The organism is Streptomyces sp. NPDC091387, assembly GCF_044756945.1.
Classification (GTDB): domain Bacteria; phylum Actinomycetota; class Actinomycetes; order Streptomycetales; family Streptomycetaceae; genus Streptomyces.
In genome coordinates this window covers 55,927-70,436 of record NZ_JBIVTZ010000001.1, presented here as the reverse complement: position 1 = coordinate 70,436, position 14,510 = coordinate 55,927, and the positions used below count along the sequence as shown (strand labels likewise).

Here is a 14,510-nt window from a genome sequence, read left to right as displayed (position 1 = left end):
GGGCAGGTAGCATGGGCGCCACGGCAGACGAGCCGGGCGGACGGCCGCGTGAGGATCTTCGGACCCTCCCGAGGAACGTCCGGGCTCCACAGGGCAGGGTGATGGCTAACGGCCACCCGGGGTGACCCGCGGGACAGTGCCACAGAAAACAGACCGCCTTGGACTTCGGTCCTCGGTAAGGGTGAAACGGTGGTGTAAGAGACCACCAGCGCCTGAGGCGACTCAGGCGGCTAGGTAAACCCCACCCGGAGCAAGGTCAAGAGGGGCCGTCGCAAGAGGGCCCTGCGCGAACGTCCGAGGGCTGCCCGCCCGAGTTCGCGGGTAGACCGCACGAGACCGGCAGCAATGCCGGTCCTAGATGGATGGCCGTCTCCCCGGCCGCCGCGAGGCGACCGGGCGACAGAACCCGGCGTACAGCCCGACTCGTCTGCCGCTACCAGCGGTTCTGTCTTGGAGAGGTTCTCTCCGACTGCTCCCTGCCACGCCGGCGAGGCGTGACCGGGCCGGCCGCCGACGCCGCTCCCGACCCGAAGGGCCGTTCCGAGCGGTGATCAGGTCGGCTGTCCGTCTTCGCCCGCCCACCGGGCGCATGAGACGACCACGACGAGAGGCCAGAACGACTGCGCGAACGTGACGACGCGTTCGGCGGCCCCGGCCGAGCCGAACGCCAGGAGCGCGAGCAGGAACCACGCTCCCGCGAGCCACATCACCACGGTGGCTCCGGCGGACGGCATGGGCCGTAGGCCCCACGGCATGGTCCCGCCGAGGGGCGCGGACGCCCGCCGGAGCGACGCGGTCGCTCGTTCCGTCGGCAGTCGCAGGGCGGGGGCGCCGCGTCGCACGGCAAGGACCGGCCACATCGCCAGCAGCGCGAATCCCACGACCACCACGGCACCGTGCGCGAACGAGCCGCCGCTGGGCGGCGCCGGGAACAGCGCGAGCAGTATCGCCGACACCCCGCCGCCCGCCAGCGCCACCCGTCCGAAGGGCGCGGCCGGGCGCAGCCCGCAGGCGGTGACCATATGGCACATGCCGAGGGCCAGCAGGGCCGATGTCATCACCCAGTAGCCGGCGGCGCCGTCGGCGGCGAGGATGCTGATCGTCGTCGAATCCGGGTCGTATCCGGGTCCCTGAAGTTCCGCCGCGACCGACCAGCCCCCGACGAGAAGGATCGGAGCGCACACCGAGGAGAACAGGACCCACCAGGGGACAGAGCGCACCGGAGAACGATAGAACGCCCCCGGTCCGCGACGTGTGGTGTACACGCGGGCGGAAGTGGTCATCAGCCGTGTGGCCGTTTCCACCGGCCGGGGCGGAAGCCCCGCTGACGCTGCCTTCTCGTCTGGCACGGATGCCCAGCGCGGTCATCGAGGTGGCGAAGACGACGGTCAGGGCGACCGGGATATGGATCAGGAAGGCCCACGGCGGCGGTGGATACAGGTCTGCGAACTCCTTCGGCCGAGGGGAACCCGTCTGCTCAGGTCCCCCTCGCAGAGCCCCAACTCGCTGAGGGCACCCGCACCGTGTGTCCGGGACGGCGACCGGCTACGGTTCGGAACCGTCAGCAGCCATGACGCAGGGGGAGGGAAGGGACGTGCGTGAACTCGGTCCGTCCGAGGCAAGACTGCTGCGCGCGTGGTCGCAGGGCGTGGCGGGCGACCGGCGCGCGGCATCGGTCCCCGAGGTGCTGGAGCGGTGCCTCGCCGTGCAGGCACAGGACGCGAGGGCGGCGGCGCTCGGCGTCAGGGCGCGCGGCACCGGGCTGACCGAGGCGGACGTGCACCACGCGCTCGGCGCCGCGCGCACCGTGGTGCGGAGCTGGTTCATGCGGGGCACGCTGTACCTGGTCCCGGCCCGTGACGCGGTCTGGCTCCGCGAACTGCTCGCTCCGCAACTGCTGCGCCGCAGCGAGCGCCGGTACCGCGAGCTGGAGCTCGGGCCGGCCGAACTGGCCCTCGGGGAGCGGGTGATCACCGAGGCCCTCGCGGACGGCCCCCTGACCCGCGACGAGCTCGCGGCACGGATGAACGAAGCGGGCCTCCGGGCCACCGGGCAGGTCCCGTTCCACCTCGTCCGCCGGTCCGCGCTGCTCGGGACCGCTTGTTTCGGCCCGGTCCGGGAGGACGGCTCCGCCACCTACGTGCTCGCGAAGGACTGGCTGCCCGACTCGGCCGGCCCCTCGGGGGCCGACGCGGTCGCGGAGCTGCTGAGCAGATACCTGGCGGCGCACGGGCCGGCGACGGTGGCCGACTTCGCCACCTGGTCGGGGCTCGGGCTGCCCGCCGTCCGCCCGGTGTGGAAGAAACTGCTCGCGGCCGGTGCGACCGAACCGTGCCGCGTCGACGGCCAGGACGGCTACGCGCTGTCGGCCGGCGCACCCGCCGGTCCGGAGCCGACCGGCGATGTCCGGTTGCTGCCGGCCTACGACAACTACCTGCTGGGATTCACCGACCGCCGGCTGTCCGTCGAACCCGAGCACGCCCGTACGGTCTGGCCGGGCGGCGGCCAGATCAGCCCCACCGCGGTGGTGGACGGACTGGTCCGCGGAGTGTGGCGCCGCGACCGGACCCGTGGCGTCGCCCTGGACCTGTTCGCCGCCGCTACGGACGACGCCGGCGCGAAGGCCATGGAATCGGACTCGAAGGCCCCGGGCGCGAAGGCCCTGAACGTGGAGGCTTTCGACGCCGAGGTCCGCGACATCGCGCGCTTCCTCGCTGCGTGACCTCGGGCTGACCACCCCCCTCTACGGTCTCGGGAGATGTACCGCGACTGTCCCTGCCCCGGGGCACCCGCGCGGTCACCGGAACGGGCGCTGCCACCACGTGGCCCAGGCCGGCAGGGACGGCGCGGCCGTGCGGGGGCTCATTCGGTGGGCCTGTTCGCGCGGATCAGGGTCTGCTGGCCGTTGGCGACGAGCTTGCGTCCGCCGTCCTTCCGGACGCCGTACACCTCCAGCTGGCACACGGTCAGGGTGCGGCCTGACTTGAGGACGGTGCCGACCGCGATGGCGCTGGTGGCGCTGGTGGCGCCGGCGTGGACGTAACCGTGCTGCTGAGTCACTTCGGGCCGGGCCGGGAGCAGGATGTGGACGCGGCCGGGGCCGATTGTGTGAGGCGGGCGCCGAGGTGGGCCATGAGGCCCTGGCGGTCGAGACTGTCCTGGACGCGCTCGCGGATCGCAGGGCTCGCCTGCTCCCGCTGGGTCTGGTCTGCCACGTACGCGCTCTCCTTCAAGGTCGGCGATCCGCGGCTACCGGGCCGTCGTCGGCCCTGCCGCCATCGGCCTGAACTTCGAAGCCCTCGTCTTCGCCACCCCGCGCGGGGAGACCCCCGACACCGTCACCGCCTTCGAGGAGGCGGTCGCCGCCACTCCGCACGTCCTGCGGGCCCAGCGCCTCCTTGGCGAACCCGACTCCCTCCTGCGCCTCGCCACTGCCGACCTGGCCGCTTTCCAGCAGCTGTACGACCAGCGGCTCGCCCGACTGCCGGGGGTCCAGCGGCTGACCTCCACCCTTGTTATGAAGAACGTCATCGACGACCGCCCCCTGCCCGATCCGTCGTAGGACCCCTGGCGCCACCCGTGGGGCCCGCCCGCCCGTGCGAGTCGCTGGACTCGGCAGACCGATGGACACTGTTGTCCACGACATGTCCTCGACGACCTTGAGGAACGCACCCGCCAGGGGGGCCTGGAGGTACGTATGCCGCGGCCCCTGTGGACCGGCGCGATCAGCTTCGGGCTGGTCACGATCCCGATCAAGGTCATCAGCGCGACCGAGGACCACGCGATCCATTTCCATCAGATGCACCTGTCAGACATGGGCCGGGTACGGACCCGGAAGGTCTGCGACCTTGACGGCAAGACGCTGTCGCAGGACGAGATCGGCAAGGGGTACGAAGTCGCGAAGGGCGAGACCGTCCCGATCACGGACGAGGAACTCGACCAGATGCCGCTGCCGACCGCCAAGGCGATCGAGATCGTCGCGTTCGTCGGCGCGGACACCATCGACCCGGTCCGGATCGCCGACTCGTACTACCTCGCGGGCGACGGCCAGGTCGCCGCGAAGCCGTACCTCCTGCTCCGGCGGGCCCTGGAGCGCTCCGACAGGGTGGCCGTCGCCAAATTCGCCTGGCACGGCCGCGAGCGCCTCGGCACGCTCCACGTGCGCGACGAGGCGATCGTGCTGCACGTCATGCACTGGCCCGACGAGATCCGCAGCCCCGAGTCCCTCGCTCCGAAGGAGGTGGAGCTGGACGACAAGGAGATCGAGCAGGCGGTCCAGCTCACCGAGACCATGGCCGCCGACGACATCTCCGGCTTCCGGGACCACTATCGCGAGGCCCTGGAGGAGCTCATCGAGGCGAAGTCCGAGGGCAAGGAGGCTCCCGGGCCGGCCGAGGGCGCGGAGAAGGAATCCGGAAAGGTCATGGACCTGATGGCGGCCCTGAACGCCTCCGTCGAGGCCGCGAAGGAGAGCCGCGGCAAGGACGACGGCGACGCGACCGTGCACACGATGCGGTCGCGCGAGAAGACCCCGGCGAAGAGGGCCACGGCCAAGCGCGCCACGGCCAAGAGGTCCACGGCCAAGGAGACCCGGGCGAAGGGGGCCGCGACGAAGAAGTCCCACGCGAAGAAGGCCGCGGCCGGGGAGACCGCCGCGCAGAAGCGCAGCGCGTCCTGACCGGACCCCCGGACGGGGGCCGTACAGGCCCGGACAAGGTCCTACGGGGCCCCTTCGTCCGTCGCGAGCAGGCTCCGGATGCCGTCCCGTACGAAAGCGCGTGCCCGTTTCCCCCGCCGGACGCGCTCCGCGTCGCTGATCGGCACGGGAACCGCGTACCGGCGCTCGCGGATGTCGTGGACCAGGTCCTCGGGCGCGCCGAGGCCCAGCAGTTCCGTCAGGGCCTCGCCCTTCGTGATCATCCGCCCGTCGCGCAGCGTGACCGCGGAGCGGGCCAGGACCAGCGGGCCGAGGTCCACCCAGATGTCCTGGAGCCAGAGGTCAGGTCTGCCGGTGGCCGGGAGCCAGTACTCCTTCAGGTTGCGCCGGATGTAGTCCTCCAGCTGGCCCGGGAGGAGCGGCGGGAGCAGTTCTGCGGGCGGCGGGCCGTGCAGGACGAGTCCTCCGTCGAGCAGTTCCCGGCGGGTGACCGGTGTGACCGGGCGCTCCAGGACCGTGGCGTGTGCCCAGGTGACGTGGTCCGCCTCGGCCTCGGCGAGCGATTCCCTGGGCATGTACGAGCAGTGCAGCTGGGCCGCGGCCGGCTCCTCGTCCAGCAGCCGCTGGTGAATCTCCGCCAGCCGCCCCCTCCGGGCCGCGTCCGGCGGGCTCTCGACCACGGCGATGAGGTCGAGATCGCTCCGCCCCTCCTGGAAGTCACCGAGCGCGAGCGAGCCGTGCGCCCAGACAGCCACCGTGGGCACGGAATGCCGCACCTCGGTGACGAACCGCTTGAGCACCTGATCCGTTTCGGTCGCTGTCATGGCCAGGATTCTCGCAGAGCGCCCCCTCGTACGCCGGTGAATCCCCGTGTGTTCACGACCCGCTGCCGGAGGGCCTCGGATACGTGAACCCTGCCTGGCCCGGAGGGAGTTTGCGTCCTCGTCGCATCGCGGCCCGGGACCGCCGCGCCGCACCATCATGGGATGTGCACGACACTCCGTGCGTACGGAGCAGGGCACGGCGGTGGCCGGTACGGGGGTCCGGCCGCCGCCGCGCCCGGGGTTCAGCCAGTGCGGCGCCCCGAGATCCCCCTCGGCCGGCCGGCGCACGGTCGTCGGCATGCACCCGTCCGGGTGGAGCTGTCCGAGCTTCCGGCCGAGGCGTTCCCGCGGCGTCGACAACACCGTGTCGAGTCCGGCCTCCAGGTCGACGGGGTCAGTGACCGCTCGCGGCATGGCTCAGGACATTGACGACGCGGCCGTTCGGGTCGCGTACGAAGAAGCGGCGCACGCCCCATTCCTCGTCCCGCGGGCCGTACACGATCTCCGCGCCGGCGTGCACCAGCGCCGCGTGCACCGCGTCCACGTCCGTCACCTCCACGCTCATGTCCGGGGTGACCGGTGCCGTCTCGTCGGCGGTCATCACGCTGACCTGGGCGGTGGGTTGAGAGGGGGAGGCGAGGGTCATGATCCAGCCCTGGTTCATGACCTCCTCGAACCCCAGCAGCCCGTAGAACGCGGCATTCGCCCGCATGGCACCGACCTCGCCGTCGGGGCCCGAGCCCGCGCGGACGGGGATGTTCGGAACGACGCGGTGGACGGACATCGGCTACTCCTGTCACGTAACTGACTTCGTGTCACCGACCGTACGGGCCGCGCGAACAGCCGCGGATTCGGCCGCACCGGCAGGTCGTGCGGCTCATTCCCGACCAGGCGGTCTGCTTTCGGCCGCCAAGCGATCGGTTCAGAGGGTCAGTTGGGGCTGCCGACCTGGCTGGGTACGGTTTCGAGGGAGCGGAGCAGACGCTCACCGCGATCTTCGGCCATATCCAGAGTGGCCAGAACGGCCGGCGTCGAGATGCTCGGCAGGACGTAGTGGAGCAGGACCGAGATGCGCCGGCCGAGGTCCTCGCGGTTGGAGAGGACCTGGGACATCACCTGGATCCCCGAGAAGGATCCGGCCAGCATCTCCGCGGTCTCGCCCGGGTCGACGTGCGGCAGCAGCTCACCCTGGCCCTTCGCGGCCCGCAGCAGGTGCTCCAGCCGGTCTATCCAGGCGCGGAACGGTGTGCCACGGTCGAGGCCCTCCACGGCCTGGTCCATGGCCAGGCCGACGCTGGCCCGTACCAGCGGCTCGTGGCGCAGGCGGTAGGAGAGAATCATCCCCTGGTCCACCAGTTCCTGGAGCTTGGTCAGCTGAGGAGGCAACGGGTCGCTGTGCAGCTGTATGTCCATCACCCCGAGCGCGAGATCCTCCTTCGAGGCGAAGTGGAAGTACAGCGCGCCCTTGGTCACCCCCGCCCGCGCCAGGATCTCGCTGATGGTGGCGCTGCTGTAGCCGCGCTCGTCGAACACCTCGGCGGCCGCCACCAGGATCGACCGGCGGGTCTGGATCGCGCGCGCCTGTTGTGCCATCAGCTTCTCTCTAGTGGTGGCGGGGTCGGTGCCACATGGGGTTGGCTGGAAAGTAAAACCGGGCTGTCAGTATCTTACTGCGGGGCGGCTCGGCTCTATGACTCGGATCCTCCTGGGGGAACTTCATGGTTCAGATCACCTCACGCAGCGCTTCGGTGTCGGTCGAGGATGTCGGAGCCGAGGGGAACACCGGACACGCCGAGACGTCCTGCGGAGCCCCCGGCTCCGCCACCGCCGCCGGAATGGAGCAACCGGTGCGAAGAGGGAGCTCACCGGAGCACCTGAGACAGCTGGTCCACCGGCCCGACGCGCAGGACGTGTTCCCCACCGGACTGACGCGGCTGACCGACTCCCAGTTCTCGGTCTCGGCCCACTGGCCGCGGTCCCACCGCTTCTTCGCCCCGGTCGCGGGCCGCCACCAGGACCCCCTGCTGATCGCGGAGACCATGCGGCAGACCACCATGCTGATCGCACACGCCGAGTTCGGCGTACCCCTCGGAGACGCCTTCGTGATGTGGGAACTGCGGTACTTCTCCGAGGCCGGGCGCCTCGTTCTGGGCGAGGACCCCTGGGACATCACGGTGGACGTGTCCTGCTCCCGGATACAGCGCCGCGGCCGGAGCCTCGGCTCCATGCAGCTGGAACTCCTCCTGCACCGCCGCGGCACCGTGCTGGCCTCCGGCGGCGGGCGGATCAGCTGCACCTCGGCCAGGGCCTACCAGCGGGTACGCGGTCACCACAGCGCGACGCCCGACGCGCGCATACCCCTCCTGCCCGCCGTCGCACCGCGCACGGTGGGCAGGACCTCCGAGCGGGACGTCGTCCTCGCGCCCGCGGCGGCCCCCGGCACCTGGGCGCTGCGGCTCGACACCGGCCATCCGACCCTGTTCAGCCACGCCAACGACCACGTACCGGGCATCCTCCTGCTGGAGGCCGCCCGGCAGGCAGCTCAGGCGGCCTCTCCCGGCCGCACCTTCCTCCCGACATCGATACAGGCCGACTTCCTCCAGTACGTGGAACTCGACCGGCCCTGCTGGATCGAGGCCCTGCCCGTCCCCGCCGGCGGCACCCTGCCGGCCGGGGTACGCATACGGGCCGTCCAGGACGACGAACCCGCCTTCACCTGCATTCTCCGCACGCCGGATCTCCGCCAGACCGGCCTCAGTGACGCCCGGAGCCGCCGCTCATGACCACGCGCATCCTCATCACCGGCGCGGCCGGATTCGTCGGCAGCCGGGTGGCCGCCGCCGCCCGCGCCACACCCGGTGTCAGCCTCCGGCTGATGACCCACCGGACCGAGCTCGACGCCTCGGCAGCGACAGCCGCCGGCGTCGAGACGGTGTACGGGGACCTCGCCGATCCCGTGACGCTGCGCGGCGTCTGCGACGGCGTCGACGCCGTGATCCACTGCGCGTCGCACATCGGCTCCGGCGAACGGACCGCCCGGACCGTCAACGACCACGGCACCCGGGCCCTGGTCGATGAGGCCGTACGCGGTGACGTCGGCCGGATCGTCCAACTGAGCACCGCGTCCGTCTACGGCCGGGGCCCCTTCACGGGGCTGCTCCCCGGTACGGCCGAACCGGCCCCCGCCTCGGCCACCAGCCTGACCCGGGCAGCCGCCGAACAGCACGTCCTCGCGGCCGGGGGAGTCGTCCTGCGCCCGCACATCGTCCACGGGGAAGGGGACCGGTGGGCGATCCCCGGCCTGGTCGCCCTGCTGCGGTACCTGTCGGCCGGGCCGGTCGGCTGCGACGCCCGCCACTCGATGATCGACGTGGGGACGCTGGGCCGGGCGCTGCTCGGGGCGGCGCTCGCCCCGAAGCGCCCCTCCGGCGTCTACCACGTGAACCATCCGGAGCCGGTGACCTGTTCCGAGCTGCTGTCCGCGGTCCTCGCCGAGCTGGAGCTGCCGTGGGCGGGCACGGAGATCGGACTGGACGAGGCCCGCGCCCGGCTGGTCGGTGTCCCGTACGCCAAGCACCATTTCGAGATGCTCACCGTGGACCACTGGTTCGCCGACGAGCGGGTCTGGGAGGACTTCGGCTGCGTGCCGGGTCCGGACTTCCGTACGGCCTTCGCCGGGCACGCCCCCTGGTACCGGAAGTTCCTCAGCCGCTGATCCGGGTGCCCGTCCCGCTCACCCGTACCCGGGCGTCGCCCGCCCGCAGGGTGACGGTGAGCGTGCCGGGCCTGCCCATGTCCTCGCCCTGGTGAAGGGTCAGCCCGGCGGTGTCCGGGACCAGGGAGAGGGCGCGCAGGTACGCGCCGAAGGCGGCGGCCGCCGCACCCGTCGCCGGGTCCTCGACCACACCGCCGACCGGGAACGGGTCGCGGACGTGGAAGACGGTGTCCGACGCGCGCCACACCAGTTGCAGCGTGGTCAGGTCCAGCCGGTGCATGAGTGCTTCCAGGCGCGCGAAGTCGTAGTCGAGCGCGGCCAGCCGCTCACGGGTCGCGGCGGCCAGCACCAGGTGCCGGGCACCCGCGTAGGCGATACGGGGCGGCAGGGCCGGGTCGAGATCGGTGGCCGGCCAGTCCAGGGAGGCCAGCGCCTCCGTGAGATCGTCCGGGGCGATCTCCGTGACGTGGGGTTCCACGCTGGTGAGGGTGGCCCGCAGCTCGGCGCCCGCGCGGACGACGGTGACCGGCACCGGTCCGGCGGCGGTGGTGAACTCCAGGTCGCCGGGGCCGTCCCGTTCGGCGAGGGCCAGGGCCGTCGCGACGGTGGCGTGCCCGCAGAAGGGGACCTCGGCCTTCGGGCTGAAGTAGCGGATCGCGTAGCCGCGTGCGCCCGGTGCCGCCGCCTCGGTCCGCCCGGTCAGGAAGGCCGACTCGCTGTACCCCAGCTCCGCCGCCACGGCGAGCATCGCCGCCGCGTCCAGACCGGCGGCGTCCAGCACGACACCGGCCGGATTACCGCCCTCCGGGTCGGCGGAGAAGGCGGTGTAGCGCAGGATCCCGGGCCGGGCGAACTCGTTCATGTGCCGCACAACCGTGCCGCGGTCCGGGACATTCCCGCAGGTCCCGGACCGCGACGGCCGGGGTCAGTGGCAGTTCTTGGTGCCCTTGCCCGACTTCGTCCAGGAGCAGGAGTCCAGCTGCTTGCCGTTCGGCTTGATCAGCCGCGCCTTGTCACCGGTGTTGTTCCAGACGTACGAACCGCGGTTCCAGTACACATGGCCGGAGCTGACCTTGCCCCTGCCGGTGTGGACCTTCACGGTCTTGCCCGCGCTGACGTTGTAGCTGCCGAAGGTGAAGGTGAAGCCGGTGTTGTCCTTGAGCTTGTAGCCCTTGAGCTGCACCTTCGCCTTGGTGTTGTTGTGGATCTCGACCCACTCGGCGTTGAGGGACGCGTTGGAGCGGGTGTCCTTGCCGGGGCTGTCGTACTGGATCTTGCCGAGGTGCACTCCGCCCTGGTGCGAGGCGGCCGAGGCCGGTGCCCCGACGAGCAGCGAACCGGCGAGGGCGGTGGTTGCGGCCAGGGCGAGAGGCACCGCCGTGCGTATGCGCATGCTGTGTTCCTTATATGGAGTTCCGGTGAAGAGCAGTGAGCATAAGGGCAGCACGCGCTTGCCGGACCGGCCGGGGTGCCTTTCCGGCAGACGTTGGCCGTTCCGGTGTGATGTCTGATCAGTTCTGTCTGCCTACAGACCAGTTCGGACCGGATTCCCGACGCTTTCCGTCAGCCTCGGCCCACGTACGGCATGGCCGTCGCGAGCACCGTGGCGAACTGGACGTTCGCCTCCAGCGGCAGTTCCGCCATGTGGACCACGGTCCTCGCGACGTCCGCGGCCGCCATCACGGGCTCCACGGCCAGCTCGCCGTTGGCCTGGAGGATCCCGGTCCGCATCCGCTCGGTCATCTCGGTCGCCGCGTTGCCGATGTCGATCTGCCCGCAGGCGATCCGGTACGGGCGCCCGTCCAGCGACAGCGACTTCGTCAGGCCGGTCAGCGCGTGCTTGGTCGCGGTGTAGGCGACCGAGTGCGGGCGCGGCGCGTGCGCGGAGACCGAGCCGTTGTTGATGATCCGTCCGCCCTGCGGGTCCTGCTCCTTCATCCGGCGGTACGCCGCCTGCGCGCACAGGAACGCCCCCGTCAGGTTGACGTCGACCACCGTGCGCCAGTCGTCGTACGCGAGGTCCTCGACCGGCACGCCGCCCGGACCGAAGGTGCCCGCGTTGTTGAAGAGGAGGTCGAGGCGGCCGAAGGACTCGCGCACCGAGGAGAAGAGCGCGTCCACCTCCCCGGGGCGCGAGACGTCGGTGGGGACGGTGATCACCCGGGCGTGCTCCCCGGCCAGTGCGGCGGTCTCGGCGAGCGGTTCGGGGCGGCGGCCCGCCAGCGCCACCGACCAGCCGGCGCCGGTCAGGGCGAGAGCCACCGCGCGGCCGATCCCGGAGCCCGCGCCCGTGACCACGGCCGTCTTCGTCGCGGAGTTCAACAGATTGTTGCTCATGGTGCGGCAGCGTACGCCCAGGGTCCGGGCGGGGCGAAGAGCGCCGGCCGTCCACCCCGTCCCCTCTCAAAAGGTGCCTCCGGATGGCGGGTTCGCGCTCCGGAGGGTGATTCCGGCACCGGGTTCCGGCGATTCCCGGGATATCCGGCCCAGAGCTAATGATCATGGTCCTGGCCGCATATGCGGAGTTTGCCCCTGGGGACCCATTCCTGCCGTACTCCTCATCCCGGCGATGCCCGCGCGACGCGAGCACGACAACCGCCGGACGTGCTGGACCGGTGGACTTCCCCCCACCACACCAGTCAGGGGAGGGACAGATGACGCACTCATCGCACCAGCAGGAGCAGGAGTTGCGCGACGCCGCCCGGCACACGGGCCGCCGCCGTTTTCTCACCGTCACCGGTGCCGCCGCCGCGCTCGCCTTCTCGGTCGGCCTGCCGGCCGCGGGAGCCGCGGCAGCCGCCGAGCTGGACACCCGGCGGATCGGCGAGGACCCGTTCACCCTCGGCGTCGCCTCCGGCGACCCGCTGCCCGACTCCGTCCTCCTGTGGACGAGACTCGCGCCCCGCCCGTACGAGCCCGACAGCGGACTGCCCCGTGCCCGCGTCGAGGTGGTCTGGGAGCTGGCCCGCGACGAGCGCTTCACCCGGGTCGTCCGGCGCGGCTCCGCCACCGCCCACCCGGAGTTCCACCACAGCGTCCACGTGGAGGTCAAGGGGCTGGACGCCGGCCGCGTCCTCTACTACCGCTTCCGCGCCGGCAAGTGGACCAGCCCGGTGGGCCGGACCCGCACCGCCCCCGCCAACGGGGCCCGCAACAGCCAACTGCGTCTGGCCGCCGTGTCCTGCCAGGCCTACCACGACGGCTACTTCACCGCCTACAAGCACCTCGCCCAGGAGGACGTCGACGTCGTCTTCCACCTCGGCGACTACCTCTACGAGTACGCCGTCAGCGCGACCGGCGGGTCCCGCAACTACACCGACCGCACCCTGCCCGCCCTCTTCAACCGGGAGACGACCACGCTGGAGGACTACCGGCTGCGGTACGCCCTCTACAAGTCCGACCCCGACCTGCGCGCCGCTCACGCCGCGCACCCCTTCGTCGTCACCTGGGACGACCACGAGACCGAGAACAACTACGCGGGGGACACCCCCGAGAACGACGTACCGCCGGAGGAGTTCCTGATCCGCCGGGCCGCCGCCTACCGCGCGTACTGGGAGAACCAGCCGCTGCGCGCCCCGCAGCGGCCGACCGGCCCGGACATGAGGCTCTACCGGCGCCTGCAGTTCGGCCGGCTCGCCCAGTTCGACATCCTCGACACCCGCCAGTACCGCAGCGACCAGGCGTACGGCGACGGCTGGCAGACCCCCGGGCCCGAGTCCGAGGACCCCTCGCGCACCCTGACCGGCGCCGCCCAGGAGCGCTGGCTGATCGACGGCTGGCGCCACTCGCGGGCCACCTGGAACGTCGTGCCGCAGCAGGTCACCTTCGCCCAGCGCCGCGACGTACCGACCGACGCCTTCAAGCTCTCGATGGACTCCTGGGACGGCTACCCGGCGTCCCGCGACCGGATCCTGAAGGGTGCGGAGGCCGCCGGGGTGGCCAACCTGATGGTGCTGACCGGCGACGTCCACGTCGGCTACGCCTTCGACCTGAAGCGGGACTTCGACGACCCCTCGTCCCGCACCGTCGGCACCGAGATCGTCGCCACGTCCGTCACCAGCGGCAAGGACGGCTCGGAGAAGCCGGCCAACTGGAACAACCTGATGCGGGCCAACCCGCACCTGAAGTTCTACAACGGGCGCCGCGGGTACGCCGTCATCACCCTCCAGGAGCGGCAGGCGCGGGCCGACTACCGCACGGTGGCCGCCGTCACCACGCCCGGTTCCCCCGTCACGACGGCCGCCTCCCTCGTCACGGAGGTGGGCAACCAGGGCCTCACCCCGGCGTAGGGCCGACAGCGCCTAGAGCGCGTCCACCGGGTAGCGGACGCCGATGCGGTCACGTACCGCGTCGAGCGTCCGCATCACCGCGAGTGAACCGTCCAGCGGCACCAGCGGGGACTCCGTCTCGCCCGCCCGGACCGCCCGCATCACCTCCGCCGCCTCGAACTGCATCCCCGACAGGCCCTGCGGACCCGGCCCGGAGGTGATCTCCTCCGGCTCGCCGCCCGCCCGGTGCAGCACGAAGCTCCGCGGGTAGAAGAAGCTGTCCGGGAAGTCGATCCGCCCGGCCGTCCCGATGACGGTGGCCGCCGTCGGGTGGTGCCCGACGATCGAGCAGGCCAGCAGCGCGGTGGCGCCCGAGTCCCAGCCCAGCAGCATCCCGGTGTTCAGGTCGACGCCCTCCGGGGACAGCAGCGCGTCCGCCCGCACCCGGTCCGGCTCACCCAGCAGCAGGTGCGCGAACGACACCGGGTAGACCCCCAGGTCCAGCAGCGCACCGCCGCCCAGCGCGGGATCGCGCAGCCGGTGCTCGGCGCCGAAGTCACCGGCGAAGCCGAAGTCGGCCTGCACGGTACGGATCTCGCCGATCGCCCCGTCCCGCACCAGCTCGGTCATCCGCCGGATGACCGGGTTGCAGTACGTCCACATCGCCTCCATCAGGAAGAGGCCGCGGTCCCGGGCGAGCTTCACCAGCTCCTGCGCCTCGCGCTCGTTGAGCGTGAACGCCTTCTCGCACAGCACGTGCTTTCCGGCTTCCAGCGCGAGCGCGGCCGCCTCCCGGTGCGCCGAGTGCGGCGTGGCCACGTACACCACGTCGACCTCGTCGTCGGCGACGAGTTCGGCCCAGCTGCCGTACGCCCTCGGTATCCCGAACCGTTCGGCGAAGGCCTTGGCCGAGGCGTCCGTACGGGAGGCGACGGCCACCACCTCCGCATCGGGCATCGCCAGCAGGTCAGCGGTGAAAGTCGCCGCGATGCCACCGGTCGCCAGCACACCCCAGCGGACAGTTCTGCTCATGCATGCTCCCAAAA

13 protein-coding genes, 1 other RNA gene and 2 pseudogenes are annotated in these 14,510 nt (G+C 71.6%); 7 read left to right on the top strand and 9 right to left on the bottom strand.

The annotated features are described in order from the left end of the window. Positions 1-28 precede the first annotated feature (28 nt). An RNA gene (gene rnpB, locus ACIQM0_RS00355) (RNase P RNA component class A) lies at positions 29-430 on the top strand. A gap of 121 nt (positions 431-551) precedes the next feature. Here rnpB and ACIQM0_RS00350 read toward each other — a convergent pair. Beyond that, positions 552-1,220, bottom strand: a complete 669-nt coding sequence (locus ACIQM0_RS00350; RefSeq protein WP_401281761.1) for a DUF998 domain-containing protein — start codon at positions 1,218-1,220, stop codon at positions 552-554. Positions 1,221-1,594: 374 nt separating this feature from the next. Here ACIQM0_RS00350 and ACIQM0_RS00345 point away from each other — a divergent pair, with 374 nt between their 5' ends. After that, positions 1,595-2,722 carry a winged helix DNA-binding domain-containing protein gene (locus tag ACIQM0_RS00345; RefSeq protein ID WP_401281759.1) on the top strand — a complete coding sequence of 376 codons (1,128 nt, stop codon included), beginning with the start codon at positions 1,595-1,597 and terminating at the stop codon, positions 2,720-2,722. 140 nt (positions 2,723-2,862) lie between these two features. Here the strand turns inward: ACIQM0_RS00345 and ACIQM0_RS00340 are convergent. Beyond that, a pseudogene (locus tag ACIQM0_RS00340) lies at positions 2,863-3,215 on the bottom strand (PaaI family thioesterase). Positions 3,216-3,238: 23 nt separating this feature from the next. Between ACIQM0_RS00340 and ACIQM0_RS00335 the strand changes: the two are divergent. Together ACIQM0_RS00335 and ACIQM0_RS00330 are read left to right on the top strand one after the other, a co-directional pair. Next, positions 3,239-3,562: pseudogene (locus ACIQM0_RS00335) on the top strand (Lrp/AsnC family transcriptional regulator); the annotation flags it as partial. Between the two features lie 135 nt (positions 3,563-3,697). Next, positions 3,698-4,678 (top strand): Ku protein, encoded by a 981-nt coding sequence (locus ACIQM0_RS00330; RefSeq protein WP_401281757.1) that lies wholly within the window; start codon positions 3,698-3,700, stop codon positions 4,676-4,678. Between the two features lie 41 nt (positions 4,679-4,719). On the opposite strand, the gene ACIQM0_RS00325 is transcribed toward ACIQM0_RS00330, so the two are convergent. The 3 genes from ACIQM0_RS00325 to ACIQM0_RS00315 form a co-directional block, all read right to left on the bottom strand. Then, positions 4,720-5,481 carry a nucleotidyltransferase domain-containing protein gene (locus tag ACIQM0_RS00325; RefSeq protein ID WP_401281753.1) on the bottom strand — a complete coding sequence of 254 codons (762 nt, stop codon included), beginning with the start codon at positions 5,479-5,481 and terminating at the stop codon, positions 4,720-4,722. A gap of 394 nt (positions 5,482-5,875) precedes the next feature. Continuing rightward, complete coding sequence (locus ACIQM0_RS00320; protein WP_401281750.1) at positions 5,876-6,265, bottom strand: VOC family protein; 390 nt, start codon at positions 6,263-6,265, stop codon at positions 5,876-5,878. Between the two features lie 146 nt (positions 6,266-6,411). After that, complete coding sequence (locus ACIQM0_RS00315) at positions 6,412-7,074, bottom strand: ScbR family autoregulator-binding transcription factor (protein ID WP_363029180.1); 663 nt, start codon at positions 7,072-7,074, stop codon at positions 6,412-6,414. A gap of 125 nt (positions 7,075-7,199) precedes the next feature. On the opposite strand from ACIQM0_RS00315, the gene ACIQM0_RS00310 reads away from it, so the two are divergent. Beyond that, positions 7,200-8,264: a ScbA/BarX family gamma-butyrolactone biosynthesis protein gene (locus ACIQM0_RS00310; RefSeq protein WP_401281746.1), complete on the top strand. Its 1,065-nt coding sequence runs from the start codon at positions 7,200-7,202 to the stop codon at positions 8,262-8,264. Next, positions 8,261-9,196 (top strand): NAD-dependent epimerase/dehydratase family protein, encoded by a 936-nt coding sequence (locus tag ACIQM0_RS00305; protein ID WP_401281743.1) that lies wholly within the window; start codon positions 8,261-8,263, stop codon positions 9,194-9,196. Before ACIQM0_RS00310 ends, ACIQM0_RS00305 begins: the two co-directional genes overlap by 4 nt. Here ACIQM0_RS00305 and ACIQM0_RS00300 read toward each other — a convergent pair. The 3 genes from ACIQM0_RS00300 to ACIQM0_RS00290 form a co-directional block, all read right to left on the bottom strand. Further along, positions 9,186-10,058, bottom strand: coding sequence for a PhzF family phenazine biosynthesis protein (locus ACIQM0_RS00300; protein ID WP_401281740.1), 873 nt, complete (start codon positions 10,056-10,058; stop codon positions 9,186-9,188). The two genes, ACIQM0_RS00305 and ACIQM0_RS00300, sit on opposite strands and share 11 nt — an antisense overlap. Positions 10,059-10,121: 63 nt before the next feature. Then, the gene (locus ACIQM0_RS00295; protein WP_401281737.1) at positions 10,122-10,589 is read right to left on the bottom strand and encodes a lamin tail domain-containing protein; all 468 of its coding nucleotides are present in this window, start codon (positions 10,587-10,589) and stop codon (positions 10,122-10,124) included. A 170-nt stretch (positions 10,590-10,759) separates the two neighbouring features. Beyond that, positions 10,760-11,533: an SDR family oxidoreductase gene (locus ACIQM0_RS00290; protein WP_401281735.1), complete on the bottom strand. Its 774-nt coding sequence runs from the start codon at positions 11,531-11,533 to the stop codon at positions 10,760-10,762. Positions 11,534-11,850: 317 nt separating this feature from the next. On the opposite strand from ACIQM0_RS00290, the gene ACIQM0_RS00285 reads away from it, so the two are divergent. Next, positions 11,851-13,485 (top strand): alkaline phosphatase D family protein, encoded by a 1,635-nt coding sequence (locus tag ACIQM0_RS00285; protein WP_401281732.1) that lies wholly within the window; start codon positions 11,851-11,853, stop codon positions 13,483-13,485. 12 nt (positions 13,486-13,497) lie between these two features. Here the strand turns inward: ACIQM0_RS00285 and ACIQM0_RS00280 are convergent, their stop codons facing one another. Further along, positions 13,498-14,496 carry a Gfo/Idh/MocA family protein gene (locus ACIQM0_RS00280; protein WP_401281729.1) on the bottom strand — a complete coding sequence of 333 codons (999 nt, stop codon included), beginning with the start codon at positions 14,494-14,496 and terminating at the stop codon, positions 13,498-13,500. Positions 14,497-14,510 lie beyond the last annotated feature (14 nt).

Bases quoted from the DNA above. Each gene is read 5' to 3' on its own strand.
- ACIQM0_RS00285 (WP_401281732.1), top strand. From the start codon at position 11,851: ATGACGCACTCATCGCACCAGCAGGAGCAGGAGTTGCGCGACGCCGCC.
- ACIQM0_RS00325 (WP_401281753.1), bottom strand. From the start codon at position 5,481: ATGACAGCGACCGAAACGGATCAGGTGCTCAAGCGGTTCGTCACCGAG.
- ACIQM0_RS00315 (WP_363029180.1), bottom strand. From the start codon at position 7,074: ATGGCACAACAGGCGCGCGCGATCCAGACCCGCCGGTCGATCCTGGTG.
- ACIQM0_RS00330 (WP_401281757.1), top strand. From the start codon at position 3,698: ATGCCGCGGCCCCTGTGGACCGGCGCGATCAGCTTCGGGCTGGTCACG.
- ACIQM0_RS00305 (WP_401281743.1), top strand. From the start codon at position 8,261: ATGACCACGCGCATCCTCATCACCGGCGCGGCCGGATTCGTCGGCAGC.
- ACIQM0_RS00320 (WP_401281750.1), bottom strand. From the start codon at position 6,265: ATGTCCGTCCACCGCGTCGTTCCGAACATCCCCGTCCGCGCGGGCTCG.
- ACIQM0_RS00290 (WP_401281735.1), bottom strand. From the start codon at position 11,533: ATGAGCAACAATCTGTTGAACTCCGCGACGAAGACGGCCGTGGTCACG.
- ACIQM0_RS00310 (WP_401281746.1), top strand. From the start codon at position 7,200: ATGGTTCAGATCACCTCACGCAGCGCTTCGGTGTCGGTCGAGGATGTC.
- ACIQM0_RS00300 (WP_401281740.1), bottom strand. From the start codon at position 10,058: ATGAACGAGTTCGCCCGGCCCGGGATCCTGCGCTACACCGCCTTCTCC.
- ACIQM0_RS00295 (WP_401281737.1), bottom strand. From the start codon at position 10,589: ATGCGCATACGCACGGCGGTGCCTCTCGCCCTGGCCGCAACCACCGCC.
- ACIQM0_RS00280 (WP_401281729.1), bottom strand. From the start codon at position 14,496: ATGAGCAGAACTGTCCGCTGGGGTGTGCTGGCGACCGGTGGCATCGCG.